We start from the raw sequence: 26496 nt of genomic DNA, 5'->3' as shown, positions 1-26496 counted from the left end.
GGCTCTGCACCTGTTGTCTGGTCAGTGGGGTTTCGCTCAAGCAAAACCCCACTGAAAGTTCTACCCGACTGTTACGCCCCCAGCAGCCCGTAGGGTGGCTCGGTCTAGCACGCTGGTGGCCGCACTGCCGTTGAGGGTCACTAGGCCTAGCGCTTGCAGATCAGCTTCGACCATCAGGTGCACCAGCTCTTCAAAGGTCACTGAGGGTTCCCAGCCCAGCTTGGTCTTGGCCTTGGTGGGGTCACCAATCAGCAGTTCTACCTCGGCGGGGCGTAGGTAGCGCTCATCAAAGGCCACATAGTCTTGCCAATCGAGGTTGACGCGGCCAAAGGCAATGTCTAGAAACTCGCGCACTGAGTATGTTTCGCCTGTGGCTACCACATAGTCGTCAGGCTCGTCTTGTTGCAGCATGAGCCACATGGCTTTGACGTAGTCTTTGGCGTAACCCCAATCGCGCTTGGCGTCGAGGTTGCCCATGTAGATCTTGCTCTGCTGCCCAGCGACAATGCGGGCCACAGCGCGAGTAATTTTGCGGGTGACAAAGGTTTCGCCGCGGCGGGGTGACTCGTGGTTAAACAAAATGCCGTTGCAGGCAAACATGCCGTACGATTCACGGTAGTTAATTGTTTGCCAGTGAGCATAGACCTTGGCACAGGCGTAGGGGCTGCGGGGGTAGAACGGGGTGATTTCGCTCTGGGGCACATCCTGCACTTTGCCGTACATTTCTGAAGAGCCCGCCTGGTAGTAGCGTACCTCAATGCCAGTGCGCTGGCGGTAGTCGCGAATGGCTTCGAGCAGGCGCAATGTGCCCATGCCCACTGCATCAACGGTGTATTCAGGTGAGTCAAAGCTCACCCGCACGTGAGACTGTGCCCCCAGGTTGTAAATTTCAATGGGCTGCACTTCTTCGAGGATGCGCCGCAGGGTAGTGCCATCGGTGAGGTCGCCGTAGTGCAAAAACAGCCGGGCCGAATCGCTGTGGGGATCTTCGTAAAGGTGATCAATGCGATCGGTATTAATAGTAGAGGTGCGGCGAATAATGCCGTGGACTTCGTAGCCTTTTTCTAATAGCAGTTCGCTTAGATAAGAGCCATCTTGACCGGTAATGCCGGTAACAAGAGCTTTTTTAGGATTAGTCATAGGGTTTAGATAGTGAATGAACAACAATAGTGACGATTAGGAAAGGTGAGGAAGATAGGGGAGGTGAGGAAGATAGGGGAGATGAGGAAGATAGGGAAAGTAGGGAGGGTTGAAGATAGGGCTCGTCAATAACCATCCCCCTCACCTCCCTCATCCTCATCCGTCATCCCATCCGGTGAAAATCCTTCACGCCGCCGTAGGTCGTCTGCCGTGCCTGTCGGCGAGTGAACTCACCCACGGTAGGGTTGCCGGTGGGTAAAATTACTCCAGCGGTCTGCATCCATAGCGCCGCCGGTACAGTACAAAGGGTGTACTGGTTGGCTCCGGTCTTGCGCACGTGATACCACTGGGTGGCTTGACAGCGATCGCACCAAAAGGCCTCTAGCCATTCCCCTGTTAGAGGAACCGTGCCCAAGCCAGCGACCAGGGTAAGGGCTGCCCGGCGGCTAAGCCCACTCTGTTGCAAATGCTCAGGCTTGGTGGCAAAGAGAGGATATTTTTGGCTAACGCTGTCGAGATACTCGTTATGAATAGGACAAAAGATGCTTCGTCGTTTAGACCGGTTGCGATTGCGTGCTCGGGGCTGAGTCATTATGTCTTAAGGTAGATACGGTTATACACTATTTCTGCCTGTGACAATAAAATCAGGAAGAATATTAAGATAAAGGCGAAATTTCATCGGGTTTGCAGATTTTCTGCCGCATGTAAAAAACGTTCACCCCATTTCTATATGAGAGATGGGGTGAACGTTAGGGGTATGAGTATCTCAGCATTAATGGCCGACGTTGGCGCGCCCTAAAACGCCCTCCGCATACGATCAATTCGGCGGTGCAGTCGGGTAGCAACCACCTGCTTGACCGATAGATAAACAAAGGGTGGAATGGTTTTAAAGTACCGCTGCCACAGCCGACCCGGCTCTTGGGTAAGCCGATAGAGCCACTCCAACCCTGAGTCTTGTACCCAAGCGGGGGCGTGCTTTTTGATGCCGGCATAGATGGGAAAGACTCCACCAATGCCCACCATCGCCGCTTTAATTTTAGAGCGGTGTTGATACATCCAAATTTCTTGCTTGGGGCAGCCCAAGGCAACAAACACAATTCCGGCCCGGCTGGCATTGATATCTTTTACAACCTGGGCGTCTTCTTCAGGAGTTAGGGGCCGAAAAGGCAGCGGTTCCATGCCCGCAATAATGAGGTTTGGATACTCCTTTTGGAGGCGCTGCCGCATTTTGCCCAGGGTCAACTCATCGGTGCCTAAAAAATAAACTGGCAACCCCGATGCTGAAGCCCGCTCGCACACTTCGCGCAGAATATACATGCCCGCAACGCGATCGTGGGTACTCTTGCGCAGCAGATTTAGAGTCCACACTAGGGGCATGCCGTCTGGGGTGAGCAGATCGGCTTGGCTTAGCACCTTAGCAAAGGTCTCGTTCCACCGCGCTTCCATCAGCATGTGCACATTGGCTACACAAACTACTCGGCTCAGCCGCTGTTGACCCCAGTGCATAATTAAATCAATTTGCTCTGCAAAAGGGTTAGCCGCAACCGAAAATCCAATCACGGACTCACTAATGAGATTCTTGGAGATTGACATGATCCTAAGGAGCTTAAAGGACAATCAGTGGTAGACGCCCCGATAGGATTTGTCAGTTTAAAGTTAAAGACTACTGGTTTACATCTGGCAAACGCATAGGCAATGGCTAGCTAAGCCATAATCCTGTTGAAGCACTTGAGACGCGCACCATCTAAAAAAGTTCACCATTTAAGAAAAAATATTGATCCAACCTTCACAATTCGGTTTGCAAAAGATACAACATTAGGCTTGCTTAGAGTGCTCGAAAACAGATTTAGAAGCGTGACTTGGTAGGCACACTTTTACTAGGCCGCCTTGGTGATTTAGCTGAGCTAGGTTACTCCGGAGAGCTGCCTACTGGCAGTACTCAACAATCATCTGGTTGCCGATGCTAAACCCTAGGCGTGAACCGGCTATGCCCTGAACCATGACTGGAGGGAATGGTTAAAGACACTGGATAGCGATGCACCGCTAAACATTAGCATGTACGTAACTTAATGTGACACACTTTTGCCCGGCCGGTGAAAATACGTAGTTTCCTTTAGCTTATCTTGGCGGTTAGTGCCTATTTACGAGACTTATGTGAAGGGTTCAGGAAAACTACGGTCTGAGGCCAAAACCTTTCGGATTCATGGCTAGACCTACGGATATTGAATAGACGCAGGGCCTACTTTACCCGAAAAGGGAGTCTACTCATGTCTAATTTAGCTATATTTAGGGTGCTGCTAAGCCAGCGTTTGGGCTTAGCCCTCACAACGGGCCTTCTGCTCATCGGCATCGATGGCCTCTACCCCAGCGTTGCCCCAGCCCAACGAATGCCGGGCGGCAGCACGACCGCGGTGCCTTTAGTCGAGGCTCAAAAACCTCCAACAACGACTGCTGCACCTCGGCTGTCACCGCAGGTGTCCAACGAACCTTACACGCTGGGGGCCGGCGATCGCGTGCAGCTAACGCTGTTTCAGCTGCCTCAGTACAGCGGCGAGTTTGAAGTGCAGGTCGACGGCACCTTGACGCTGCCGGTCGTAGGCAATGTCAACGTGCAGGGGCTCACCCTAGACACCGCCACTGAACGAATTACGGCCCGCTACAGTCAATTTCTGCGCCGTCCAGGGGTAACGCTCAACTTGCTCACTCGCCGTCCGCTGGTGATTGGAGTTGCCGGAGAAATTAACCGGCCTGGGTCTTACACCCTTGCCAACAACGGCACAGCCTTTCCCACAATTACGCAGTTGTTGACCCAGGCCGGGGGTGTCACCGGCAGCGCCAACGTTCGCGAGGTGCAGGTACGGCGGCTGCGCAACGGTCAAACTCAGCTATTTGCCGTCAACCTATGGGATCTGGTCAGCGGCGGCGACCTGGGCCAAGACATTACGCTGCGCGATGGCGACAGCATTTTTATTCCCTCTACTCTGGTGCCCCTTGAAGAAGCCCAGCTTTTGGCCGAGGCGGCGATCGCACCGACCAACACCTCACCCATCAATATTGCCGTGGTGGGCGAAGTCTTTCGCCCTGGCCCCTATACCCTTAGAGGTGGCAGCACTCGCACTGGTGATGCCGGCCTGCCCGGCGGTGAAGGCGGCGGGTCAGCCCGGCCTCCCAAAATTACTGATGCTATTCAACTTGCAGGGGGCATCAAGCCCATGGCCAATATTCGCCAGGTGCAGGTGCGGCGTCTGACTCGCACCAGCGGCGAGCAAGTCTTTACCGTAGATCTGTGGAGCTTGCTAGAGGCAGGCGCCACCCAGCAAAACGCGCTGCTTCAGGAAGGCGATACGGTGTTTATCCCCACTGCAACGACAGCGTTGGGGCCAGCGGAGGCTTCGAGCTTGGCGTCCGCCAGTTTTGCGCCCGACACCATTCGCATCAATGTCGTAGGTGAGGTGCGCAATGCTGGGCTAGTTGAGGTGCCACCCAACACACCCCTCAACCAAGGAATTTTGGCGGCTGGTGGTTTTAACACTCGCGCTAGAGAAACCACTGTGGGGCTGGTGCGTCTTAACCCAGATGGAACTGTTACCCAGCGAGAGATCAACATCGACTTTGCCCAGGGCATCAGCGACGCTGACAATCCGGCGCTGCAAAACAACGACATCATTATTGTCGGGCGATCGGGCCTAGCCAGTTTTTCAGACACATTGGGCGGCATAGCCAACCCCCTCGCCAATTTCCTGAATATTTTGTCTGCACCCTTCCGCATCTTCAACTTATTTTGATCGGGGCCTTAGGACGCGGCTTATCGCGTGCTTGCCTCTGCTGGAGCGCACATTTTGTGATTGGAGCACCTCTTCACCGCCACAACCCCATTTATTTAGGAATCAGGGATGAAAGCTCACACTCTCCAACCTTCGCCCACGCTCCCCATGGCTGCGGGGGCCGACTCTGGCTCAGAAGGCGGGCTAGATCTGGGCAGCTTGCTATCTACTCTCAGGCGCAGACTGTTCTTAATTGCTAGCATAACCACCGCTCTGACCGGGGCCGCAGGTCTGCGGGCCTACCTCAGCCCACCGTCTTACTCCGCCGCCTTTGAAATTTTGATTCAGCCCCAGAGCGCTGAAACTGAGGTGATCTCTTCGCTGTCTGAGGTGCCTGTGAATCAGCAGGAGACAGAACTAACCCTGGGGGACCAAACCAGAATCTTAACCAGCCCTGGAGTGCTGCAACCGGTAGTAGCCGATCTGCGCGCCAAGGGTATAGAGGGCTGTGTGCCTCCGGCCCAAGCGGCCTCAACTGGCTTATCTGAAGAAGAGTTAAATAAAATTTGCTATAGCCAAGTTGAAAGTCGACTAGGTCTGCAACTAACTAAAGAATCAAGAATTATTCGGGCAACATACCGGGGAGCGTCGTCTCAAAATGTAGAGTATGTAGCCAATTTAATTGCCCGAACGTTTCTAGACTACGGGCTGGCTTCGCGCCAGCGCGACCTACAGCAGGGGCTTAAATTTTTGGACGACAAAATACCCGATGCTAGCAAAAGGGTAGATGAGCTCCAAGGCAATCTGCAAAATCTGCGCCAGGGCTCTAATTTAATCACCCCTGAGGCTGAAGGCAGCAAGCTATCTGGTCAAATTGCTGACTTTGAAAATGAGTATCGGGCCGTACTGATTGAGCTAGAAGAAAACCTGACTCGTTACGAAGAGCTAGAACGCCAGCTGAGCGATCGCCCCCAAGACGTTTCAGTATCGTCGGTGCTTAGCAGCAATAGCCGCTATCAGACTCTAGTCGAGCAACTACTGACCTTAGATAGCCAAATTGCCCAGGCTTCTACAATTTTTCTCAGCACCAGCGACGACATGCAGGTGCTGCAAGAACAGCGCCAAAATTTGTTGGCGCTTATGGCTCGCGAAGGGGCCAACGCCCAGCAGGAGTTGATGGGCCAGATTGAAGTGCTGGCGGCGCGAGAGGCGGCCCTTTCGTCTACGCTGGCCAGCCTCAATGTAGACGTGGGCCAGCTGGCTGGGGTAACCCGTGAGTTTACCGATCTAGATCGAGAGTTGACCATTGCTAACACCAACTTGAGCCAGCTGCTACAGCGCCGCGAAACTCTACAGATTGAAGCGGCCCAGCGAGAGCTACCCTGGGAGCTGATTACTCCTACTACAGTGGCAACCGATGTTGCCAATCTGTCAAATAACCTGGTACTGGGGGGGCTACTCGGGCTGCTGCTCGGAGTAGGCTTGGCCCTCGCCCTCGATTCTCAAAAGGACGTGCTCTACACCGCCCGCGATCTCAAGCGGGTGACGCCAGTACCGATTTTGGGGTTGATTCCCCACAATGGGGCGGTTGAACGGGGTTATGACGAGCAGCATTTGCTGTCGCTATATCAGGTCGTCGATGAGATGTTGAATGGCCAAGGGCCTAAAAAGGGAGATTTGCCCATTGATGATCTCTACGCCTATCGCGAGGCGTTTCGATCGCTGGTGGCCAATCTGCAGCGGCTCGACGCCGATCGCCCGCTCAGATCACTGGTGATTAGCTCTGCCGACAACCAGTTGGCTGACTCAACCACCGCCGCTTATTTGGCCTGGGCCGCCGCTGAACTGGGCAACCGAGTGCTGCTGATCGATGCTGATTTTCGCTTTCCACACCTGCATAACTTTTTAGAGTTACCCAATCAGCAGGGCTTTGCCAACATTTTGGCTGGCGAGCTTGACCTTAAGAATGTAATTAAGCGATCGCCCACCGAACCCAACCTGTTTGTATTAACTACTGGCACCACAGATGTTGATCCAGCTCGATTATTGTCATCGACAAAGATGAAGCAGTTTGTAACCAAAACCGAGTCTTACTTTGACCTAGTAATTTACGATTCGCCACCGTTTGCAGAATATGCTGATGCTGCCCTTCTATCGGCAGAGAGCAGCGGTATGGTGCTGGTATCGCACCTGGGTACGGTGAAGTCCGCCCAGCTCGAGCAGGCGCTCGAAAAACTTTGGATCTCTAAAATTCCGCTGATTGGTCTGATCGCTAAAGAAGCTTCATCTAAGCTAGCTTTGTTAACAGCTTAAATCTTTACTTGTAGACTGAGCCATATCCCTCACAACACACGACCTTCATCTACTCCTGTAATTTTTGAAGAGATCTGTTTGATGGTAAGTGATAGGTTGTTCTAATAAATTTGCGGATTAAAATAGATACAGAAATGCGCACGACAGGGTGAATGTGCAGACCCAGGGAAATCTACCGAATTTCAATTGTATTACTACCTATTCTCTTGGTTATGTCTGCCAACATAAGTGCTCTAGACTTACGTCTGATGTTTCCAATGCTGGAAGCAATGGCCGTAGGTACAGCATTCAAATAGGTAGATAGCAGTGTCCCTTCAAAGTACAAGATTTTTCGGAGAAGATTTCCATGAACCTCAAAGCAGTTTCAGTGATGAGCGCTACCGTGGTGCTCAGCACTGTGGTAGGAATTACAGCCTTTTCTTCCTCAGCTCAAGCATTTACTCTAACCGGAGAGAATACCTTAGCTTTATCTGGAAGAGCCAAATTTGATACTAAGACTGGTAAGCTTGATTTCCGAGATCTTACGACTAATGGAAATAAGGGATACGGTACACCTACTGGTTTAGCTAGTATAACAACGTCTAGCAGCGGTAGGTTTGAGAATTTGATTAATCGTGTGGCGACGCTAAAGGATATTACTCTAACTAGCCAGGGTGGTGATGTTTGGGAATATACAGGGTCAACCTTACCCAACTTCATTACTGTCGACACATTAGGCTTCAGCTTATCTGTCTTTAGGCTAGTCAAAACAAATAGTGACTGGATGGCTAATGTTGAGGGTCAATTCCAAGATACAGCCTTACCCGCTTTTGGTGAATTTGACCCTCTTAATGACGTTGACTTTGTCAAGGCATCAAATGGTTCGAGCTACTCATTTGATATTGAGGAAGTTCCTACCCCCGCTCTTCTGCCTGGCCTAATTGGTCTAGGCGTAGCAGCGCTGCGTCGTAAAAATGAAGAAGCTGAAGAAAACGCCTAGTTTTTAAGGCTAGCGCACTGGCTGTCGGCCAAAAGCATCAGCTGGTGCACTAGCCCTTTAGCCTTTAATAGGCCGCTTGCAATATAAGTCGCCTATAAAGGCGGCTTTTTATTGATTGTAGCTGTTTGCATCTTGCAGACTATTCTCTTGCGTTGAGTTTGATCAATTCGCATTTATAGCTATAGCCAACTGAGTTAGGACGCTGCCTGCTTCAGCACCGTTTCTATAGCAGCCCGCAAACCATCGGCATTGGGTAAGCTTTTGCGAATCCGGCTTTTTAACCAACCCCAGCACTTCTCAATTCGGTTGAGGTCAGGGGAGTAGGGCGGCAGGTAAAGCACCCGACAGCCTGCCGCCTCCAGCAACTGAGCAATCCGTTCTCCGTGGTGAAAGGTGGCGTTATCGAGCACAATCCAATCCCCAGGCTGTAACGCTGGGATTAAGTAGGTTTCCAACCACATCTCAAAAACGGTCCGGTTACACGGCCCTTCTACTGTGAACGGGGCGATGAGTTGATGCCCTCAATATCCGGCAATCATATTGACGTGCCCTTGCCGCCGTCCCGATTTGAGGTCATAGCACCGGTTTCCAGCAGGCGCATAGCCATAACCGTAGGTCACGCTCATCCATCCCCGACTCATCAACGTAGACCAAGTGTGAGGCCCGAGGCTCTGGAGCTTGAGCTATGAAGGCGTGTCGTTTTTCGTCATCCCGCTGGGTGTAGCCATAGGTCTTTTTTACGCGTCCAGTTAACTAGGCTGCCCGTGGCGGCTTTGCGCTTTAGTCACAAGTCGATAGTGTTACGGCTGACCTGAAACACGAGGCTGGTCTCACACTTCTTCATCCCGTCGAGTTCGATGGCATCAATGACCTTTTGGCGCAAATCATGGCTGTAGGGCTTAGGCATGGTACTGAGGTTCAGAGGGCAATGCTCCTAGTCTATGCTTTAACCCTCATGGCTATAGCTATACTTGTAGTGCTGACGATTAGTCAAAATTCCTCCGTTTTGCTACCCCCTACTTTACAAAAGGCTAAAGGCATCTATAAAAAGTGGCACGGTCCTGGAGCCGAATTTTCACTCTGCTTATTCATAATAAAGCTCTGGAATTAAATCCAGAGCTTTATCAATTAGCTTCTTAGGCGTGAAGCAAGAGAATCACTGACATTAAGCTTCTTCCTCAAAACTGTCTTGCGATCGCTTACGGAGCGCCATAGCACCCAGACCAACTAACCCAGGCAACAACGCCGGAGTTGGTACTGCGGTAATGTCAGCTGAGAACGACGAACCACTATTAAACACCAGGCTGCCTTGGGCGGTTAGTGCACCACTGCCAGCCAGGCCAGACGGCGTAAAGAAGCCCGAAACAAAGGCTACGTAAAGGGGTATGGTAGCAGGCCCAGCAGTTACAGAGACTTGCTCGAGTATAAACTGCTCAAGGGTAAACCCAATGCCGTCGGCCAACCCTGTTAGCCAACTGTTGGTGGACCCAGGCGTCAACTCCCAAGTGGTGGCGTTGGTTTTTGTTAGCGATAGGTCGCCTAGGCTGAAAGATGAACCTGCAGCACCAAAAACATCAGCACTGGCGTCTGCGAGAGTTACAGTTCCCGCGGTTGTATTGTCATAGCTTGAGAAGTTTAGTAGGCTAGTAACAGCATCTGGGGTTTCTAGGCGGGCTGAGCCGGTAAAGCTCAGGGTTTGGTTTGTAATGCTTGCTGCCTGAACTGGAGCCTCTAAAACAGCTACTGCGGAAAAGGCAGCAGCGGCACTTAGGCCTAAGCCAAAAGTTCTAAAACTCATAATCTGGATCTACCTTGTAGGTGTGGATGAATACCAACTTGTGTAAGGCTTAAAAACAAAATTTGCGGTTAAGCCAGTAGTTAGTAGTGCACTTGCGGTAGAAGTTATCCCTGCTTCCTTAATCGCGATCGCCTGATGACGTGCGAGCCGCGCATAAACTCGGTAGATGTATTCTGCAAAACAGGCTTAGGCACAGGGTGCAATTCTAAACGTGTTTTTGCTTTACCTAGAGATATAGAGTTGCGTTAAGCCTAAATAGCTCCCCAACCAGTGCTGATTTATCTCAGCTTTAAGCATGGTTATTGATTAGGGCGATTTACCTAGAATTTTCTCTGGTCAAGAAACTTAAATTTCTCTTTTGCGTCTAAGCTGGGTCGTAGGGAACTCGCTAGCCTTCGACTTGACGCAATAGGATGACGGTGATTTGAGTATTTTGAGCAATTTCTAACGGCACATTGCCCTTAATGACCTGGCTTAGCAAGTTTTCGCGGGAAGCGCCGAGTAAAATGGCGTCGCTGTGACATAGATTTGCCATATCAACGATCGCCTCCGAGACTGAAGGATGGGTCAGCACCTGGGTATACACTGGGCGGCGCAAGGTTTCTTTTAGCCCGTCAGCCATCTCAGAGAGATGCTGGAGGGTGAGGCATTCGCCCTTTTCAGGGTGGCAGATTGTGCAAAGCTGAACCTCGGGGGAGTGGCCTAAGGTGAGCAGGCCAGGCAGCAGGGCCTGAGCACTCTGCGCATTGGGGCCGCCCGCAGTGGGTATCAGCCAATGGTTAAAGGTGAGATTGCGGCCGGGGCGCACTACTACTACCTGGCAGGGGGCCTGGCGAATTAGGGTGTCGACGACGCCGCTGATCACCCGACCGGGGGTGAGGCTAGGGTGGTGCCAGCCCATCAGCACCAGGTCAATATGGCGCTCTTTGATCACTTCGAGCAGGGTGCGGCCAATTTCGTGGGCAGCCCGTACCTGAAAATGCACCGACAACCCACTGTTTTCGGCGTAGGAGAGGGCAAGCTGGCGCAGGGGCTCTACCCCTTGTAGGTCAACCTTGGCTTCAGCCGGGGCAACGCTGCGGGGCACAGGCACGACGTGGATACACTCCAGTTCGTAGTGCAAGCCATGGGCGATCGCCGCCGCAATCTTGATCAAATCGGGCGCGGTGCGCGGGTCGGCCAGGGGCAGCAACAGTCGTCCCTGGCCGGTGGCGGGGGCCTGCTGCTGAAACACTACATAGGAGGGCTCAGCCTGGGGGCCGAGTTTGAGCTGATCGCCACTGACCTGGTCACACTCGGCGCGAATGATGTCGGCGCGGGTGATGATGCCTACTAGCTTATTGCCCTGGGTGACGGGTAGGCGGCTGAGCTTGAGCCGGTTGAGCAGATGCAGCACTCGGGGCAGGGGGGCATCGGGGGCCACAGTGACCGGGTGGGGGGTCATAATATTGGCCAGGGCAGCGTCGTCATCGAGCCCCTGGGTAGTGGAGTCGCTCAGGTCACTCTGGGTGACGATGCCTACCAAGCGACCGTCTTCGAGCACCGGAAAGCCGCGATGGTGCGATCGCGAAAAGGCTTGCACCACCTCGGGTAAGCTCATCTGGCTAGAGAGGGTTTCGACCCGCCGCTGCATTAGATCTGCCGCCTTGAGGTGGCCCCAGGGGTTGTTAGCTTGGGGCACCGGCTCTAGGTGAATGCCCTGGAGAGCGAGCAGGCGGTTATAGATCGAGCCGTCGTTGGCGCGATCGGCAATCAGGTAGGCGACCCCTGAGCCGATCATCAGAGGCAGCACCAGGTTGAAGTTGGCGGTCATCTCAAACACGATCACGATGGCCGTTATTGGCACCCCCGTCACTGCGCTAAAGAAAGCGCCCATGCCCGTCAGTGCGTAGGTAGTGGTGGTAGCTAAATCAGCTGGTGGGGGCCAGGCCCCAAAGCCGGTGTAGACGCCCTGGGCAAAGAAGCTCACCAAACATCCCAACGCTGCGCCCAGCACTAGCGAGGGAGCAAAAATGCCCCCTGGTGCCCCTGACCCATAGGCCAGTAGCGTTAGCAAAAACTTCGCGACGAAGGCGATCGCAATCATCTGCCACCCAGCCGAGCCGGTCACCAAAAACTCTTGCAGCCCAGTATTGTCAATCGACGCCACCGGCACGAATACCCCCACCAGCCCCGTAATCAGTCCCGCTAGGCCAATGCGCCCCGGCAATCCCAAACCCTTAAATTGGCGAAAAAACGCCAAACTGCCAAAAATGCCCCGCCGGAACAGTGACCCCAGCAACCCAGCCATCAAGCCCAAAATGATGAGAAAGGGCAGATCGTGCATCGACAGGCTGATCTGCCGGGCATCCATGGTTAGATTGAGCCCCTGCCCCCCCAGCAGCCGCGACACTACCGCCCCAATAAATGACGCCAAAATAGCGCTGCCCAAGGTGAGGTCAGAAAAATCTTGTAGCAGCTCTTCAACTACGAACAGCACCCCAGCAATGGGGGCATTGAAGCCTGCCGCCAGACCGGCAGCCGCGCCAGCGGAGATTAACTGTCGCCGATATTCAGGGGATGTAGGCACCCAACGGCTCAGCTGCGCCGCTAGGCCGGCGCCAATTTGCACCGTTGGTCCCTGCCGCCCTAGAGAAAGACCTGACCCCAGCGCCAAGAGAGTGCTGACCAGCTTCACCAACGCCACGCGCAGGTTTAGCGGAATTTTGGCGAAGCCAAGCGCTGCTTTAACTTGAGGAATACCACTGCCCGACGCCTCCGGAGCCAGCCGTTCAACCAACCAGCCTGACAGACAGCCGCCCACCAAACCAATCGTGGGTAGCGCCAGCCACAACGGTAGGGTGCTGGAGGTGCGCCAGAAGGTAAGCAGCTCGACCCCCTGCTTGAGCAGCACCGCTGCTAGCCCCGACACCAGCCCAATAACACACGCCTCAACAATGGCTACCCGCTTGCGGCTCAGCAAGGGTTCCAGGCGCTTTAACAACATCACAGGGGCGGCATCATTCCAGGGATACGGTAGACCATGGCCAGAGAAAGGGGCAACGCCCGACTCAGTGCAGTCTTCCCTTAACTATCCCAAAGTGTAGCCTGTAATCGGACTGCTACGGATGTAGCTCGCAGTCAGGAAAACGACCCAACCCGTTGGCCTCCACAATGGCGTTGCGACATTTGAGGGGCGTTTTGCCAGTCAGCTCTGATAAACGCTTGAGGCTAATGGCGGGTGAGCCACCGTGAGGAGCCGTCATATAAAGTCGGTAAGCCACCTCCAGCACTTGATCATCCAACAGCAGCGGTCGAACTGTGGAACTTATGACATCTAGCATGGCGGTAGGAGAACTCGTTATTTCTGTATATTCACGGATGTCTCTTCCTTGGCCGTCTATCTCGCGATGGGTTTGCAGGGCAGAAATCGAGCTGCCACAGTTCGCTCAAAAGGAGCGCTCTTGATGTGTCAGGCTCAGTCAAGTGAGTTCACACAGGCCTTTGAATTGAGCTGACCGGGAGCGATACAACGAGAGGTACCTGCCGTCTGCGCCTATCCCCTCGCTTACTACCCCTGTAGCTCAGGGGCAATCTCTAGCTCCGCCGCCCAGCGCTCGAACGTAATGCCCACGGTCTGCTCTAGCTGGGCAACGCTGTTGAGGAAGTCAATGCGGGCCTCCAGCTCATTGGTTTCGGCCGTCACGAGAGCTTCTTCCTGACTAATCAGCTGAAACAACGTGATATTGCCCCGCCCTAGGCGAAATTGCTCCTGGTCTGCTTCAAGCTGACGGCGAGCATTGAGGGTAGCTCGCTCTGCAGCGACCACCTGGCTCAGGCTAGCCCGAGCTGAGCTGAGCCCGGCGACGACATCGTTGCGAATCTGGTCTTGCAATTGGGCTAAAGTGTTGTCTTGCTGTTGCAGAGTGATGTCGCTGGTCAAACGGTCGGTTGCGGGTTGGGGATCGCCAAAGGTGCGGGTAGCCACTAGCCCCATAGCGCTGCGGGAGCCATCGCCCAGGGTGCCATCGGCGACGGCGTCGAGCTGCCAGCGCAGGTTATCTTGGGCCACCAGCAGGTCAAGTTCCTGCTGCTGCCGCTGAAGCTGGGCCTGCTGGTAATCGGTGCGTTGGGTTAGAGCGAGGTCTACCAAGGCGTCGGGCTGGTAGGTGGCCAACTGGTCGGCGGCGGCAGCAAACAGCTCGGCAATGGTCTCAACAGACGCCACAAAGCGCAGGTTGCGATCGGTACCAATTAAGTTGAGTAGGGTGCTATTGGCCTGGTCGAGCTGATTTTGGGCATCGACGAGGCTGCGCTGGGCATCGGCTAGCGATCGCTCCGGGTCAAACAGGTCAATAGGAGCCCGCCGCCCCGCTTCTACCAGGGCCTGCAAAATGTCGAGCTGCTGCTGCCGCCGCTCTAAAGCTTGGGTCTGAATGTCGACCTGGGCTTGGGCACTAACTAGATTGTTGTAGCTGAGAATGGCGGTAGTAAGGGTGTCGATGACGGTGCTGCGCAGAGCCAGCTGATTGCGGGTTTCGCCTAGGCGGGCCTGGTTAAGCGGGGCCTCATTGACAGCGGTGCCGAAGCCCCGCAGCAGGGGTTGTCTGACTCCAAACTGTACCAACTGTCCCCCCTCAAAGGGCGTTAGCCCCAGCTCAAAGCGGGTGCCCAGGCGGGTGGTGAGGGTGGTGTCGAGCCGTACCTGCTGGTCAAGGTCAGTGTCACTGCCCTCCAGCAGCACTGAGCCTGGATTTGACTCCACGTCACCGCCATTGCCAAAGCGACTGCGGGTGGCATCAACCCGCAGGGTGGGCGTTAGACGCGGGTTAAAAATTTGCTCGGCGGCAGCGAGTTGCTGCCGCTGCACAATACATCCCAGAGCCTGGTTACGCAGCTCGCGGTTGCCCTCCAACGTCAGGTTGAGCAAGTCGGTGAGCGTGAGTGTCACAATCTCGGCAGCCGCCGCTGTCGGCAGGGTTGGTTCGAGGGATGGTGTGTCAGGGGCAGGCTCCACGAGGGGGATAGTCTCGGCTAGAGCGGGAAGGGCGATCGCGCTATAAAGCCCTAGAGCCCAACCGGCTCTTAGCGCCCAACGCGCTGAAGCGGCCAAAATTTCCATGGATTCCTGTCACCCCTTATAACCACCACCTGGCCTACTCGGCAGCATCAAATTACCGCCTCGTCCTGTTTGCCCTGACAATTTATCACGCTGGCTTTCTCGTCCAGAGACACTGAATGCAAGCAAGGTATCTCGTTCCCTGAAGGAAGCTGTTGGCGTAGCCTCCCCCAAGAGGAAAAGGAAATTGTCGAGAGCTTCGCTACTCTCCTCGCAGTGCCTGCACGACATCGATCTGTGTCACCCGCAGGGCGGGCAGGAAACTAGCACCAACGCCGACACCAAAGGCGGCTCCCATCGACAGGGCCGCATCGCGCCAGTTGAACTCGTAGGGGGCCTCAAATACAGTGGTAGTCGCCACTTTCGTCAACCCGTGGACGGTGGCCACCGCCGTGGTACCGCCAATTAGGCTGAGCAAGGCAGCTTCGGCGATAAACTGGGCCATGATTTCTAAATCGGTGGCCCCAATGGCGCGACGCAGACCAATCTCGCGGGTGCGTTCCATAATGGCGGCGATGGTGATGTTGGCGATGCCGACGCCGCCAATCACCAGGGCCAGCAGACCCACGGCCTTGAGCACGCGAATGGAAGCCCGCTGGCGCTGCTCTTCTTCGTAGAGATCTGCGACATTGCCATCGATATACAGTTCGTAGCCTGGAAACATCTGCTGAAGCTGGGCTTCAACACTGTCGCGGGTAGTCTCAAAATCGTCGAGGCTTTGCAAGGCAATTTGAATTTGTCCCCCGAAGCGAAAGCCTCCCTGGAGCAAGTTACCGTAGGGTTCGGGCACCCAGAGAGTGCCGGTGGGTTCTCCCTCCTCGCTGCCGTAGAGGTTTTTGTTTTCAATTAAACCGATCACGGTGAAGCGGGTGCCGTTGATAAAAATACCTTCACCCAGGGGCGTAGCCTCTTGAAAGAGCTGCTGAGCTAGTACGGTATCGATAACGGTGACGGGACGAAAGGCGTTAAAGTCTTCGGGGTCAAAAAATCGGCCGTCGAGGACCTGCCGCCCAGTGGTGCGCTGGTAGTTCTCTGACACGCTCAGGGCATCAACGCTGTCGGTAATGGTGCCCTGGTACTGCACCTCTGTTCCCCATAGTTGAGTCACCCGACTAATGCTGAGAATGCCGGGGACGGCCGCTTGAATTTCTGCGATCGCCGCCTGATCAAATTCCACTGGGGGGAGGCTGCGCCCGTAGACAAAAGGGGTGATGTTGGGGTTATCCCTGGCCGCCAGCTGCTCTTGCAGCACCCGGTTGGCAATGGTGTCGATATTGAGGGTGGCGTTGACAGCGGCAACCCCCATGAAAATACCCAGGGCGGTGAGGCCCGATCGCACCCAGTTGCCGGTTAGATCCCTCAGGGTGGTGAGGCTGAGGTCGAGGGGGGAGAGGGGCATTGGGGAGGTGGGGAGTGATGGAGTAGGGGGTAAGGGGGTGAGTTAGAGGGTGGGGCGGGGGCTGCCGGCGGGGAAGCCAGAGGGGGTTGTTTCTACGGTCATGCCGGGTTCGAGGGGTTGGTCGGGTGGGGGGATGAGAATGACGGTGTCGGTGTCTTGTAGGCCAGAGACAATTTCAACCGCCTCTAGGGTGTCGAGGCCGGTGGTGACGGGGCGCTTTTGGGCGCGGCTGTCGGCATCGACGACCCAGACAAAGGTTTCGCCGTCTGCTTGCTGAATCGCGTTGGTCGGCAGGGCTAGGGCATTCTCTCGCTGCACCAGAATGACCTCGACGCTGACGGAGCTACCGGGGATGAGTACATCGCTGGGGCGATCGAGCTGGGCGATCGCCTTGACCATGGCCTGGGAGCCACCGCCGCCGTCGCTGTCGCTGTCGGTAATCGCCTGGGGGGCAATGCTGACCACCCGACCTAAATATTTTTCTGGGTTGGGGCCGATGATGCTGACCCGCACGGGCATGTTGACCAACACCTTGTTGGCGTCGAGGGTCATGAGGTCAAATAGCACCACCTCTTGGTTGGGGTCACCGATGGTGAGCAGGGTGCCTTCGCTCTGCACGCCGTCGCCGGGTTGCACGTCGATATTGAGCACTACGGCGTCAAAGGGGGCGACGATGGCGTTGTCGGCAATGCGGGCGCGAACGTTAGTTAGTTTAGCCTGATTTTGACGAATCTCTAACTCGGAGCGCTGTAGCTCAACCTCAGCCCCCCGCAGCTCAGCCTGGGCCGCCTCTAAAGCGTTGCGATCGTCGTTGTAGTCATCCTCGGAGATAAACCCCTGATCAACTAGCGATCGCGATTCACTCAGCCGCTCTTCAGCCCTCTGCACTGTGCGCCGGTGGTCTTGCAGCACCTCGGCGTTGCGCTGCCGCTGCAGCCTGAGAATTTCGGTCTCAATTTGGGCCTCGTCCAGCTCTTGCTCTAGGCTGCGATCGCGCAGCCGCAGCAGCACTGTGCCCCGCTCTACCCGCTGGCGCTCTTCTACCAGCACCGCCTCCACAGTGACATCCCCCGGTGCTTTAAGAATTTGCTGGTTGCCCAGGCTCATGGTGCCGGAGGCATCAACCCGGTTTTCTAGGGTGTCGCGGCTGGGGGTACCCGTAGTCACCACCACGGGGTCAACGCTGCGGCGCTGCCAGGCGTGGTAGCCCAGCCAACCTCCCACGCCCAGCACCAGCACCAGCCCCGACGCCACGATCCACCTCAGTCCAGGGCGAGAGTTGGCCCGATCGCCATCGTCGAGCAGGTCGTCATCGAATAGGCCAGGACTGAGGGGTCTGGCGGTTTCCACCGAAGCTAAAGGATCTGGCGAGAGCGGGTCAGCATCTGCCGAGACATTGGCACGGGTGGAGGTGTCGGGGTGGGGTTCGGGCGGCACGGAGCATTACCAAACAAAGGGCAGTCGGCTGCTACAGGGGGGCCAGGTGGCCCAGTTCAGCGGGGCTGAGGTGAGCGTCGGTTACCCTGCCATCGCTCATCATAATAATGCGCTGACTGTGGCGGGCCACCTCGTGGGAGTGGGTCACCATGACGATAGTAATGCCCCGCTGATGCAGGGCCTCAAAAATGCCCAGCACCTCGGTGGCCGACTGCGAATCGAGTGCCCCGGTAGGCTCATCGGCCAGCAAGAGCACCGGCTGGTTGACGATGGCGCGGGCAATGGCGACCCGCTGCTGCTGCCCACCCGACAGTTGAGAGGGGCGTTTATCCATGCGGTTGGCCAGGCCCATGTGGGTGAGGGCCGCAGCGGCTCGGCGCTGCCGCACCGATCGCCCTAAACCGGCATACATCATCGGCAAAATCACGTTTTCTAACGCCGTCAGGTTGGGCAGTAGCTCGTAGCGCTGAAAAATAAAGCCAATTTTGCGGTTGCGAATGCGGGTTAGCCGGGTTTTGTCGACTGTTGAGACATCGGTGCCGTCGAGTAAGTAGCGCCCGCGGGTAGGGCGATCGAGGCAGCCAATGATGTTCATCAGCGTCGATTTACCCGAGCCCGACTGGCCCATAATGGCGCAGTACTCGCCGGAGTGAATGGTGATATTGATGCGATCGCAGGCCCGCACCGCCGCCTCGCCGCTGCCAAACACCCGCGACACATTCTCCATGGTGATGACGGCGGCGGGTGAGGGATGGGGCGTTGGAGACATGGGGCGATCGCGTGAACGCTAAAGTGGCAAAAGTTTCATATCGAGATGAAACCCACAGACTTAGGATAATTCCTTTACCTAATCTATTTGTGAGCCGCAGAGGGTCAAAGCTAGACGCAGCGGCCCAGGAGACGCTAATCTCTATCTCCCTGCTAGATTATCCTCCTTAAAAACCGAGATATCGCCGATGGGAATGCCCTGTGAAATTAACAGTTTGCTCAAACTTAAGCCCAGTCAGGGCTACCCCGCTGTTCTCGAAGTCGGAGCTCGCCACCAGGTGCAAAAAGGCGGCTATCGCATTTTTCCCATCGATGTGCCGCTGAGTTTAGTCGATGAAAACTGGCTTGCCCACAGCGACATCGTCATCGAAAAACTCACCTGGGAGCACCAGACCACCGCTTTAGAGTTTCGGATTCACCGCGTCTACACAACCCCGTTCGCTGTTCAGTAGACAGGGCTAGTTCAGCCTTATTCAAACTGCTGGCTGGCCGCCTGCCACGATAGCAGCTCATATCTCCCCACCTGGTGCACCAGCAATCCGACTGGTCCATCCAGGGCCGGGTTGGTGAGCGCTACTACGGTTTGGGGCGCAAACATGTCGCTGTAGAGCACTCGATCGTCAGCGCTGAGGATGATAGTTTTGACGACAGTTGGCTCTACTTGAACGCGCCAGTTTTTCAGCTGGGTCAGCGCCGTTTCATCCCAGGTCAGCACTCGCTCTGGCTGGCCATCGCCGGTCAGGTCAATGCTGTGCTGGGTGAGACTGGCCAGAGCAGATGCAAAGTCTGCCGGTAACGGCTGATCGCCAAAGATTGCGGTGGCCGTGGCGGCGATCGCCCCCGGTTCTGCGGTTTGACCCTGGTTAGCATCGAGCCACATTAGTGCTCCCTGGGAAAAGACCAGCGGCGGCAGAGCAGAGGCATTGGTGGCAGGGCCAGTGGCCAGTAGCGTCACGGGGCCATTGGTCAAGCTAAAGCCGCGCACGGTCAGAGGCGCTGAAACGCCGGTAGTAGGGCTCACCCAGCGCAGCAGCTGAGGCGATGCCTGGGCTGCCGGCTGCACCACCGGCCAGACCGCCGCTGGGGCTGCCCCAGCGGAAACTGACCCAGTCCCCCGCTGCCAGGCTTGACTCTGATTCACGGCTTGCACATCAATGGCATACCACTGGCCTAGGGCGGCATCGAGAGACTGACCAGGGGCAGCATAGCCAGACTGGGGTGCAGAAATGGGGCGGGCTTGGCCAATGAAGGCAGTGATGGGCGGCAGAGCAATATTCTCTGTTGCTTGGGCACTAGGGGGCTGGGCGGCGATCGCGGCGGTTGCACCCGCCTTAGCGCTGGCAACCGCTTGTGCCTGGGTGGTGGTCAGAGTAGCCAAGACCTTGGCCAACCGCTGGCGGGCGGCGGCGGGCACCGACTGGCGGTTGAGCCAGTCTGGGGTAGCCCCATCTCGATTGGTGGGTTGGTTTTGCTGGGCCTTGATAGCCAGACCGCCCCACACATACACAGCTGCTGGCGGATCGGGCAAGGCGGCGGCGGCGCTGATGCGGTTCCACAGGCGGCCTTGGTCAACGCCGAGGCGATTTAGCAGGGTGGGCAGTAGTTCAGGGTTGGCCTCTAGTCGGGTCAGGGCTGGCTCCCATCGCCCGTCGATTAGCAGAGCGAGAATGTGCTGGGTTGGCGTTGACCAATCTTGTTCAGCCTGCTGACGGGTGATCGCCCGATGGCGCTCCATCAGGCGCAGCTGGGCCTCCGCTGCTGGGTTCCAGGCTTGGGCTAAACCTGCTTTGAGGGTGGCCAACTGGCCCTGGGCGGGATGCCAGAGTCCGCCGCGAGCCAGGCGCAGGGCCTGCTGGTAGTCGCCGGCCTGGGCACCGGCATCCACAGGCACCCGCACCCACGACACCGACTGCAGGCGCGGCCCGGGTATTACCTGTAACCCGCGCAGGGCCGGCTCCAGCCCCACGGTTTCGTCAATGACTAAATCGCTAGGGCCGTCACCATCCAGGTCGGCCCACTGGGGCGGGCGGTTGGCCGGGCTGCTCCAGGGGGTGAGCAGCTCTAGCCGCTGGGCCTGGGAGTCAACATGCAGCAACTGACCATAGCGCAGGGTGAGGCCCTGCTGCTGCCAGCTGCCCTCTAGGGTAAACCAAAGCCCATCGGTGGCAACGGGGGGAGCCGGCAGCGCCACAACCCGAGTGAAGTCAAAATTTGCCGGAGCGGCCGTAGGTGCTTGGGGGCTGCTAAGCCAGGGCGCCAGCACGGTGTCTTTGGGCAGGGCCGCAGTGGGCAGGGTAGCGATCGCCCTCAGCTCTCCCCCCTTGTCCTCGCTGGCAAACAGGTGAAGGGCAGCGATCGCCCCCGTCGCCTCTAGCACCGGCACAATCAGCACCTCCCGGTCCTTAGCCCCAGACAGCTCTAACCGCAGCGGCTCTCCTACCTGCTGCTGGCTCGCCTCCGCCTGCTGGCGCAGCTCTTCTAGGCTAATAGCGGGGGGCAGGGCCTCCGGCTGCGATCGCGTTAAGCGAGCTAGGGTTTGGGGTAACGCCTCGGGGTCAAGCATTAGCCGCAGCCCCAGGCGAAAACTCAGCCCCAGCAGCAGCAGTCCGCCGCTGAGCCCAGCGGCAACCAGCACCAGCACCAGCGGCCTGCGCCAGAGCCGACGAGAGCGAGTACCGACCCAAATCTGCACGGCACCCGGAGCGCTGGCGGTTGAAACCTTAGGACGAGGAGCTAAACGAAAGGGCATAGGAACTGCGCCAATTTCCTCTGCAACTCTATCGCAGGATAACCAAGGGCAGATCCTCTAGCGAGGCCTTTTCCCAGCGGTTGACGAAGTTCAAGCCCCGCCTGCGGCTAGCAAGCACCCCCAAAGCCGAAATTCTTTAGCTAGAGAGACGTTGGGTAACACTTTATAACGGGAAGAATTGTGTAGCGTTCTTTGCTCAGACCAGGAGCATTTCAGCTAGTGGGGAGATCTTCTCTCAGAACAGAACATTAGGACGGTCTGTTACTGATACCACTGCCGCCGCCCAACCACATCTACAGCAAACAGGGAAAACGTGATGATGTTTCTATTTAAGAGATTGGCCTCTAGCAAAATTCGCACGCGGATTTTTGTGGGTTATCTCTTCGGTGCACTCACGCTCACCGCTATCGGTACCGTGACTTACTCCGCCATCGAGCAAATTCGCGCCAGGCTGGTTTCTGTCAGCGCATCACAACAACAACTCTCCCGCGCTCAGCAGATCATGTGGTTAGACGAAGTGCTCACTCAGTCGATGCGCAACTATGTATTGACCCAAGACAGCCGCTGGCAAGAACGCTACGATTTCTATTTCACCCCGCTAGAAGACCTAATTATTGCGGCCCAGGCCGATGCTGCTGACCCTAAAATTCAGGCGCTTTTTGATCAGCAAAAGGGGCTCAACGACACACTGGCTGAGTTAGAGACAGAATCCCTTAAGCTGCTAGAGGCGGGGCAACCTAAACAAGCCCTGGCTGTACTAGATGGTGCTGAGTACCAACAGGCTAAAGATGCCTATACCGAAACTATCGAGAGTTTTCTGAACGATTCTCAAAACGGGCTCGCCGCCCTTGAAAGTGATCTCAATAGCACCCTTGATTTTTCATCCCAGCTAGCGTTAGGCATCCTGTGGGGCAGCATTCTAGTTGGCCTCGGGGTGATCGTCTTGGCCTACTATCTGGCGGGTCGCATTACGCAGCCGATTCTCGCTACAGCGGCGATCGTGCAGCGCATTGCCGACGGAGATCTGCATGTTGAAATCCCGGCCGGCAGAGACGACGAAATTGGCCGCATGCTGGAGGCCCTGAGGATGATGACAACGCGTCTGTCCACCATTATTCAAGATGAACAGGTGGCGGCCAAACAGATGCTGGAGATTTCCGCCCATCTCAACGATGCCGCCCAGGGGCTTTCCTTCGGCAATTCTAAGCAAGCAGCTGGGGTGGCGCAAACGACAGTGTCGATTGAGCAAATGAATGTCGTCATTAACAGCAATGCCGAAAAAGCCAAGCACACCTACCAATCGGCAGTTCAGTCGGCAACCATGGTGAATGAGGGCGAAAAAGCCGTCACTGAAACAGTGCAAGTGATGCGAGAAATTATTGCCAAAATCCACGTCATCGAAGACATTGCCGAACAGACTAACATGCTGGCCCTAAATGCCACTATGGAGGCCGCCCGGGCCGGCGAACATGGCAGAGGGTTTGCCGTAGTCGCCAAGGAAGTGCGTAAGCTGGCCGAACACAGTCGCACTGCCGCTGAGGAAATTACGGCCCTAGCCGACCGCAGCATGGTAGTGAGCAAACGCACCGGCGATCTCTTCAAGCAAATTGTCCCCAGCATTCATCAAACCTCGGGGCTAATGGCCGACATCACCCGCGCCAGCCTAGAGCAAAACAACGGCATTGCCCAAATCAACAGCGCTATGGGGCAGCTAGACGAAGTCACTCAGCACAATGCGGTAGCGGCAGAGCAACTGGCAACCTCTAGCCACGCCATGGCGTCCCACGCGGCCCACCTCCAGCGGGCTATGGCTTACTTTAAGCTCTAGAGCTGGAGTTGATGGGACAAGACTGGGGAAGGGTATAGGGTTTCGGGTGCAAGGTTTGGGGGAGCCCCTTGAACCTTGTACCCAAAACCCTATACCCCAAAAATTGTTGATGACGACTAAACCCGCCGCCCCTCTAAAATGAGGGTTTATCCCTTCGCCTCTTCCCTGCAATGCCTACCGACTACCTCGAACGCATTCTCACCGCCCGGGTTTACGACGTAGCGCAGGAAACGCCTCTGGATATTGCCCCCAGCTTATCGGCGCGGCTGCACAATCGGCTGCTGCTGAAGCGGGAAGATATGCAGTCGGTGTTTTCATTCAAGCTGCGGGGAGCCTACAACAAAATGGCCCACCTATCGCCGGAGCAGCTGGCGGCGGGGGTGATTGCCTCATCGGCAGGCAACCATGCCCAGGGGGTAGCACTAGGGGCCAAGCAGCTAGGCACCCGCGCCATCATTGTCATGCCTACCACCACCCCAATGATGAAGGTGAACGCGGTGAGGGCGCGGGGCGGCGAAGTGGTGCTCTACGGCGAAACCTACGACGATGCCTACGCCTACGCCCGTCAGCTCTCCGACGAAAAGGGCCTGACCTTTGTGCACCCCTTCGATGACCCGGACGTGATTGCGGGCCAGGGCACCATCGGCATGGAGATTTTGCGGCAGCATCCCCAGCCCATTCACGCTATGTTTGTGGCGATCGGCGGTGGCGGGTTGATCTCGGGCATTGCCGCCTACGTGAAACGGCTGCGGCCTGAGATCAAGATCATTGGCGTGGAGCCGATCGAGGCCGATGCCATGTCGCGATCGCTGAAAGCTGGAGAGCGAGTGCGGTTGAGCACCGTGGGTCTGTTTGCCGATGGCGTGGCGGTGCGCCAAGTCGGGGAAGAAACCTTTCGCCTCTGTCAGCAGTATGTGGACGACGTTATTTTGGTGAGCACCGACGACATCTGCGCCGCCATTAAGGATGTTTTTGAAGACACGCGATCGATTTTGGAACCGGCGGGGGCGCTGGCGATCGCCGGAGCCAAAGCCTATGTCGAAAGCACAGGCATCACCGACCAAACCTTGGTGGCGGTGGCCTGCGGGGCCAACATGAACTTCGATCGCCTGCGGTTTGTTGCTGAGCGAGCCGAGATTGGCGAACACCGTGAGGCGATCTTTGCCGTCACCATTCCCGAAACGCCGGGCAGCCTCAAAGCCTTTTGCGAATGCCTGGGCACCCGTAACCTGACCGAGTTTAACTACCGTATTGCCGACAACCACGAGGCCCACATTTTTGTTGGGCTAGAAGTCCAGGGCCGGGCCGATGCCGCCGCCATGGCCCAAGTATTTGAATCCAAAGGTTTAAAGACGCTGGATCTCACCGACGATGAGTTGTCGAAAATGCACCTGCGCCACATGGTCGGCGGCAAGTCATCCCTGGCCCACGACGAGCTGCTCTACCGCTTTGAGTTCCCCGAGCGCCCCGGCGCGCTAATGAAGTTTGTCAGCGCCATGAGCCCCGACTGGAATATCAGCCTGTTTCACTACCGCAACAACGGCTCCGACTATGGCCGCATCGTCACCGGCATTCAAGTGCCGCCCCAGGAAATGCCCCAGTGGCAGAGCTTCCTCGACACCCTTGGCTATCAGTATTGGGATGAGAACCAGAACCCCGCCTACAAGCTGTTTTTAGGCTAGCCCCCAATCTGCGACATGGTGCGACCGTAGGCTCCGGTAGTGCCCGACTGGCGCATTTTGTAGTTGATCTCGGGCTTATCGGCTAGCAGGGCCGCCACTTGGTGCTTGAGTTCAGCGGTAGAAACGCCCTGGCGCAAGGGGGTTTTGAGGTCGAGCTGCCCAGTTTCGTTGAGCAGGCAGGGGCGCAGCCAGCCGTCGGCCGACAAGCGCATGCGGTTGCAGCGATCGCAAAAGCACTCCGACATCTGGCTAATGAATCCCACGGTGCCCTTCGCGCCCGGAATCTGGAACACATCTGCCGGACCGTGGCCGAGCACGTCGCCGCCAGTAAGGCCCCAGCGCTGGCGAATGCGATCGCGCAGCGTCTCCGAATCAACCCAGCCCTTGGCCTCAAACAGGCTGTCGTTGCCGATGGGCATGAACTCAATAAAGCGCACGTGCCACTCGCGATCGAGGGTTAGGGCCGCCAAATCCAACACTTCGTGGTCGTTGACGCCCGGAATCACCACCACATTGAGCTTGAGCGGCGAGAATCCGACTTGGTGAGCGGTCTGAATGCCGTCCCAAACCTGGGGCCAGCGGGATTTTCCTCGCCCCCCCACGATTTGATCAAAAATCACGGGATCTAGCGAATCGAGGCTAATGTTGACGCGCCGCAGCCCGGCGTCCCAAAGATCCTGCGCCAAGCCGCTGAGTAAGAACGCGTTGGTGGTCAGGGATAAATCCTTTGTCCCCGACAATGCGGCTATATCGCGCACGATATCTACAATGCCGGGTCTCACCAGCGGCTCGCCCCCGGTGAGCCGAAAGTTTGAGAACCCTAGGGGCATGAAGACCTCCTCTAGGAGCTGCCGCAGTTCGGCGCGGGTCAGCCACGCTTGCTGGGGTAGGTACTGCAAGTCGGCCCCCTCCGGCATGCAGTACTGACACTGAAAGTTGCAGCGATCCACAAGGCTAATGCGCAGGTAGTCAATGGCGGGCATAGGGGGTGGAACCACAGGGTGCATGCTTCCGATTATGGCACCCTCACCAAAACCAGGGGGTGGTTGGCTTAAACTGGCGGCATCTGCTGATTGGGGAGATAGTCCATGCCGCAAGGGTTTTTCAAGGGCATGCTAGTCGGTGCAGTTGTCAGTGCGATCGCCTGCCTGGGCCTGGTGAAAGCATTAGCGCAGCCAACGGATGTCTTGCTGTCGGGGCGATTGGCCGTCGATAGCGCCACCCACCCCGACAGCCGGATGAACAATCGTCTCTATCTGGTAGACCCTAAGCTGGAACCGGTTTACTTAAGGTCTAAGGCTACCGATACAGAAGCTCTCTACCGACTACTCGACAAATCAATTCAGTTGCGGGGGGAGTTTAGACAGCTGACCCTCACCACAGGCGAATCAGTTTTAGAAGTAGAGGTTAAGGAGGTATTGAACACCAATCCATCCAAGTAATTCAAACGCGGCTTGTTGGATGGACTGGGGGAGGGCAAGGTCGATCGAGCGACGGCTGCTTGGGGTGCTAACAAAGGCAATCCAAGCCACAGACACTCT

19 protein-coding genes and 1 pseudogene are annotated in these 26496 nt (G+C 56.3%); 7 read left to right on the top strand and 13 right to left on the bottom strand.

Features of this window, described 5'->3' with window-relative positions; all coding sequences use genetic code 11:
• Nucleotides 1-60: 60 nt before the first annotated feature.
• The 3 genes from gmd to H6F59_RS11110 all read right to left on the bottom strand — a co-directional run bounded on the left by gmd (nt 61) and on the right by H6F59_RS11110 (nt 2646).
• On the bottom strand, nt 61-1140 hold the full coding sequence (gmd, locus tag H6F59_RS11120; protein WP_190699028.1) for a GDP-mannose 4,6-dehydratase: 1080 nt from the start codon (nt 1138-1140) through the stop codon (nt 61-63).
• Nucleotides 1141-1303: 163 nt separating this feature from the next.
• Nucleotides 1304-1732 (bottom strand): hypothetical protein, encoded by a 429-nt coding sequence (locus tag H6F59_RS11115; protein WP_190699024.1) that lies wholly within the window; start codon nt 1730-1732, stop codon nt 1304-1306.
• Nucleotides 1733-1935: 203 nt separating this feature from the next.
• Complete coding sequence (locus tag H6F59_RS11110) at nt 1936-2646, bottom strand: WecB/TagA/CpsF family glycosyltransferase (protein WP_242021385.1); 711 nt, start codon at nt 2644-2646, stop codon at nt 1936-1938.
• Between the two features lie 761 nt (nt 2647-3407).
• On the opposite strand from H6F59_RS11110, the gene H6F59_RS11105 reads away from it, so the two are divergent.
• The 3 genes from H6F59_RS11105 (at nt 3408) to H6F59_RS11095 (ending at nt 8196) form a co-directional block, all read left to right on the top strand.
• Nucleotides 3408-4925, top strand: coding sequence for an SLBB domain-containing protein (locus tag H6F59_RS11105; RefSeq protein WP_190699017.1), 1518 nt, complete (start codon nt 3408-3410; stop codon nt 4923-4925).
• 108 nt (nt 4926-5033) lie between these two features.
• Nucleotides 5034-7217, top strand: coding sequence for a tyrosine-protein kinase domain-containing protein (locus H6F59_RS11100; RefSeq protein WP_190699013.1), 2184 nt, complete (start codon nt 5034-5036; stop codon nt 7215-7217).
• Nucleotides 7218-7563: 346 nt separating this feature from the next.
• Nucleotides 7564-8196: a PTPA-CTERM sorting domain-containing protein gene (locus H6F59_RS11095; RefSeq protein WP_190699008.1), complete on the top strand. Its 633-nt coding sequence runs from the start codon at nt 7564-7566 to the stop codon at nt 8194-8196.
• A gap of 194 nt (nt 8197-8390) precedes the next feature.
• Here H6F59_RS11095 and H6F59_RS11090 read toward each other — a convergent pair.
• From H6F59_RS11090 to H6F59_RS11055, 8 genes and pseudogenes are all read right to left on the bottom strand, one after another.
• Nucleotides 8391-9103, bottom strand: a pseudogene (locus tag H6F59_RS11090) (IS630 family transposase).
• Between the two features lie 258 nt (nt 9104-9361).
• Nucleotides 9362-9994, bottom strand: a complete 633-nt coding sequence (locus H6F59_RS11085) for a PTPA-CTERM sorting domain-containing protein (RefSeq protein ID WP_190699005.1) — start codon at nt 9992-9994, stop codon at nt 9362-9364.
• A gap of 388 nt (nt 9995-10382) precedes the next feature.
• A complete protein-coding gene (locus H6F59_RS11080) occupies nt 10383-12980 on the bottom strand; it encodes a chloride channel protein (RefSeq protein WP_190699002.1) in 2598 nt (865 codons plus the stop codon).
• A gap of 115 nt (nt 12981-13095) precedes the next feature.
• Nucleotides 13096-13317 (bottom strand): hypothetical protein, encoded by a 222-nt coding sequence (locus H6F59_RS11075; RefSeq protein WP_190523459.1) that lies wholly within the window; start codon nt 13315-13317, stop codon nt 13096-13098.
• Nucleotides 13318-13544: 227 nt separating this feature from the next.
• Entirely contained in the window at nt 13545-15095 is a 1551-nt protein-coding gene (locus tag H6F59_RS11070) for a TolC family protein (protein ID WP_190698998.1), read from the bottom strand.
• A gap of 199 nt (nt 15096-15294) precedes the next feature.
• A complete protein-coding gene (locus H6F59_RS11065) occupies nt 15295-16491 on the bottom strand; it encodes an ABC transporter permease (protein WP_190698995.1) in 1197 nt (398 codons plus the stop codon).
• A 42-nt stretch (nt 16492-16533) separates the two neighbouring features.
• Entirely contained in the window at nt 16534-17928 is a 1395-nt protein-coding gene (locus H6F59_RS11060; protein ID WP_190698991.1) for an efflux RND transporter periplasmic adaptor subunit, read from the bottom strand.
• 31 nt (nt 17929-17959) lie between these two features.
• Nucleotides 17960-18697, bottom strand: coding sequence for an ABC transporter ATP-binding protein (locus tag H6F59_RS11055; protein WP_190698988.1), 738 nt, complete (start codon nt 18695-18697; stop codon nt 17960-17962).
• A 193-nt stretch (nt 18698-18890) separates the two neighbouring features.
• Between H6F59_RS11055 and H6F59_RS11050 the strand changes: the two genes are divergently transcribed.
• On the top strand, nt 18891-19148 hold the full coding sequence (locus tag H6F59_RS11050) for a DUF2584 family protein (RefSeq protein WP_199325724.1): 258 nt from the start codon (nt 18891-18893) through the stop codon (nt 19146-19148).
• Between the two features lie 17 nt (nt 19149-19165).
• Here H6F59_RS11050 and H6F59_RS11045 read toward each other — a convergent pair whose 3' ends face one another.
• Nucleotides 19166-21445: a hypothetical protein gene (locus tag H6F59_RS11045; protein WP_190698980.1), complete on the bottom strand. Its 2280-nt coding sequence runs from the start codon at nt 21443-21445 to the stop codon at nt 19166-19168.
• A gap of 316 nt (nt 21446-21761) precedes the next feature.
• On the opposite strand from H6F59_RS11045, the gene H6F59_RS11040 reads away from it, so the two are divergent.
• Complete coding sequence (locus H6F59_RS11040) at nt 21762-23273, top strand: methyl-accepting chemotaxis protein (protein ID WP_190698975.1); 1512 nt, start codon at nt 21762-21764, stop codon at nt 23271-23273.
• A gap of 170 nt (nt 23274-23443) precedes the next feature.
• Nucleotides 23444-24955, top strand: coding sequence for a threonine ammonia-lyase, biosynthetic (gene ilvA, locus H6F59_RS11035; protein WP_190698972.1), 1512 nt, complete (start codon nt 23444-23446; stop codon nt 24953-24955).
• On the opposite strand, the gene moaA is transcribed toward ilvA, so the two are convergent.
• Nucleotides 24952-25938 carry a GTP 3',8-cyclase MoaA gene (moaA, locus tag H6F59_RS11030; protein ID WP_190699849.1) on the bottom strand — a complete coding sequence of 329 codons (987 nt, stop codon included), beginning with the start codon at nt 25936-25938 and terminating at the stop codon, nt 24952-24954. The two genes, ilvA and moaA, sit on opposite strands and share 4 nt — an antisense overlap.
• Before the next feature lie 105 nt (nt 25939-26043).
• Between moaA and H6F59_RS11025 the strand changes: the two genes are divergently transcribed.
• The gene (locus tag H6F59_RS11025; RefSeq protein WP_190698968.1) at nt 26044-26397 is read left to right on the top strand and encodes a hypothetical protein; all 354 of its coding nucleotides are present in this window, start codon (nt 26044-26046) and stop codon (nt 26395-26397) included.
• The last annotated feature ends 99 nt before the right edge of the window (nt 26398-26496 follow it).

This window comes from Nodosilinea sp. FACHB-141 (assembly GCF_014696135.1).
Classification (GTDB): Bacteria; Cyanobacteriota; Cyanobacteriia; order Phormidesmidales; family Phormidesmidaceae; genus Nodosilinea.
This window is presented reverse-complemented; position numbering and strand designations above follow the sequence as displayed.

What these genes read in the sequence shown, in the direction of transcription:
- gmd (WP_190699028.1), bottom strand. Translation starts at nt 1,140, where the DNA reads ATGACTAATCCTAAAAAAGCTCTTGTTACCGGCATTACCGGTCAAGAT.
- H6F59_RS11115 (WP_190699024.1), bottom strand. Translation starts at nt 1,732, where the DNA reads ATGACTCAGCCCCGAGCACGCAATCGCAACCGGTCTAAACGACGAAGC.
- H6F59_RS11110 (WP_242021385.1), bottom strand. Translation starts at nt 2,646, where the DNA reads ATGCACTGGGGTCAACAGCGGCTGAGCCGAGTAGTTTGTGTAGCCAAT.
- H6F59_RS11105 (WP_190699017.1), top strand. Translation starts at nt 3,408, where the DNA reads ATGTCTAATTTAGCTATATTTAGGGTGCTGCTAAGCCAGCGTTTGGGC.
- H6F59_RS11100 (WP_190699013.1), top strand. Translation starts at nt 5,034, where the DNA reads ATGAAAGCTCACACTCTCCAACCTTCGCCCACGCTCCCCATGGCTGCG.
- H6F59_RS11095 (WP_190699008.1), top strand. Translation starts at nt 7,564, where the DNA reads ATGAACCTCAAAGCAGTTTCAGTGATGAGCGCTACCGTGGTGCTCAGC.
- H6F59_RS11085 (WP_190699005.1), bottom strand. Translation starts at nt 9,994, where the DNA reads ATGAGTTTTAGAACTTTTGGCTTAGGCCTAAGTGCCGCTGCTGCCTTT.
- H6F59_RS11080 (WP_190699002.1), bottom strand. Translation starts at nt 12,980, where the DNA reads ATGTTGTTAAAGCGCCTGGAACCCTTGCTGAGCCGCAAGCGGGTAGCC.
- H6F59_RS11075 (WP_190523459.1), bottom strand. Translation starts at nt 13,317, where the DNA reads ATGCTAGATGTCATAAGTTCCACAGTTCGACCGCTGCTGTTGGATGAT.
- H6F59_RS11070 (WP_190698998.1), bottom strand. Translation starts at nt 15,095, where the DNA reads ATGGAAATTTTGGCCGCTTCAGCGCGTTGGGCGCTAAGAGCCGGTTGG.
- H6F59_RS11065 (WP_190698995.1), bottom strand. Translation starts at nt 16,491, where the DNA reads ATGCCCCTCTCCCCCCTCGACCTCAGCCTCACCACCCTGAGGGATCTA.
- H6F59_RS11055 (WP_190698988.1), bottom strand. Translation starts at nt 18,697, where the DNA reads ATGTCTCCAACGCCCCATCCCTCACCCGCCGCCGTCATCACCATGGAG.
- H6F59_RS11050 (WP_199325724.1), top strand. Translation starts at nt 18,891, where the DNA reads ATGCCCTGTGAAATTAACAGTTTGCTCAAACTTAAGCCCAGTCAGGGC.
- H6F59_RS11045 (WP_190698980.1), bottom strand. Translation starts at nt 21,445, where the DNA reads ATGCCCTTTCGTTTAGCTCCTCGTCCTAAGGTTTCAACCGCCAGCGCT.
- H6F59_RS11040 (WP_190698975.1), top strand. Translation starts at nt 21,762, where the DNA reads ATGATGTTTCTATTTAAGAGATTGGCCTCTAGCAAAATTCGCACGCGG.
- ilvA (WP_190698972.1), top strand. Translation starts at nt 23,444, where the DNA reads ATGCCTACCGACTACCTCGAACGCATTCTCACCGCCCGGGTTTACGAC.
- moaA (WP_190699849.1), bottom strand. Translation starts at nt 25,938, where the DNA reads ATGCCCGCCATTGACTACCTGCGCATTAGCCTTGTGGATCGCTGCAAC.
- H6F59_RS11025 (WP_190698968.1), top strand. Translation starts at nt 26,044, where the DNA reads ATGCCGCAAGGGTTTTTCAAGGGCATGCTAGTCGGTGCAGTTGTCAGT.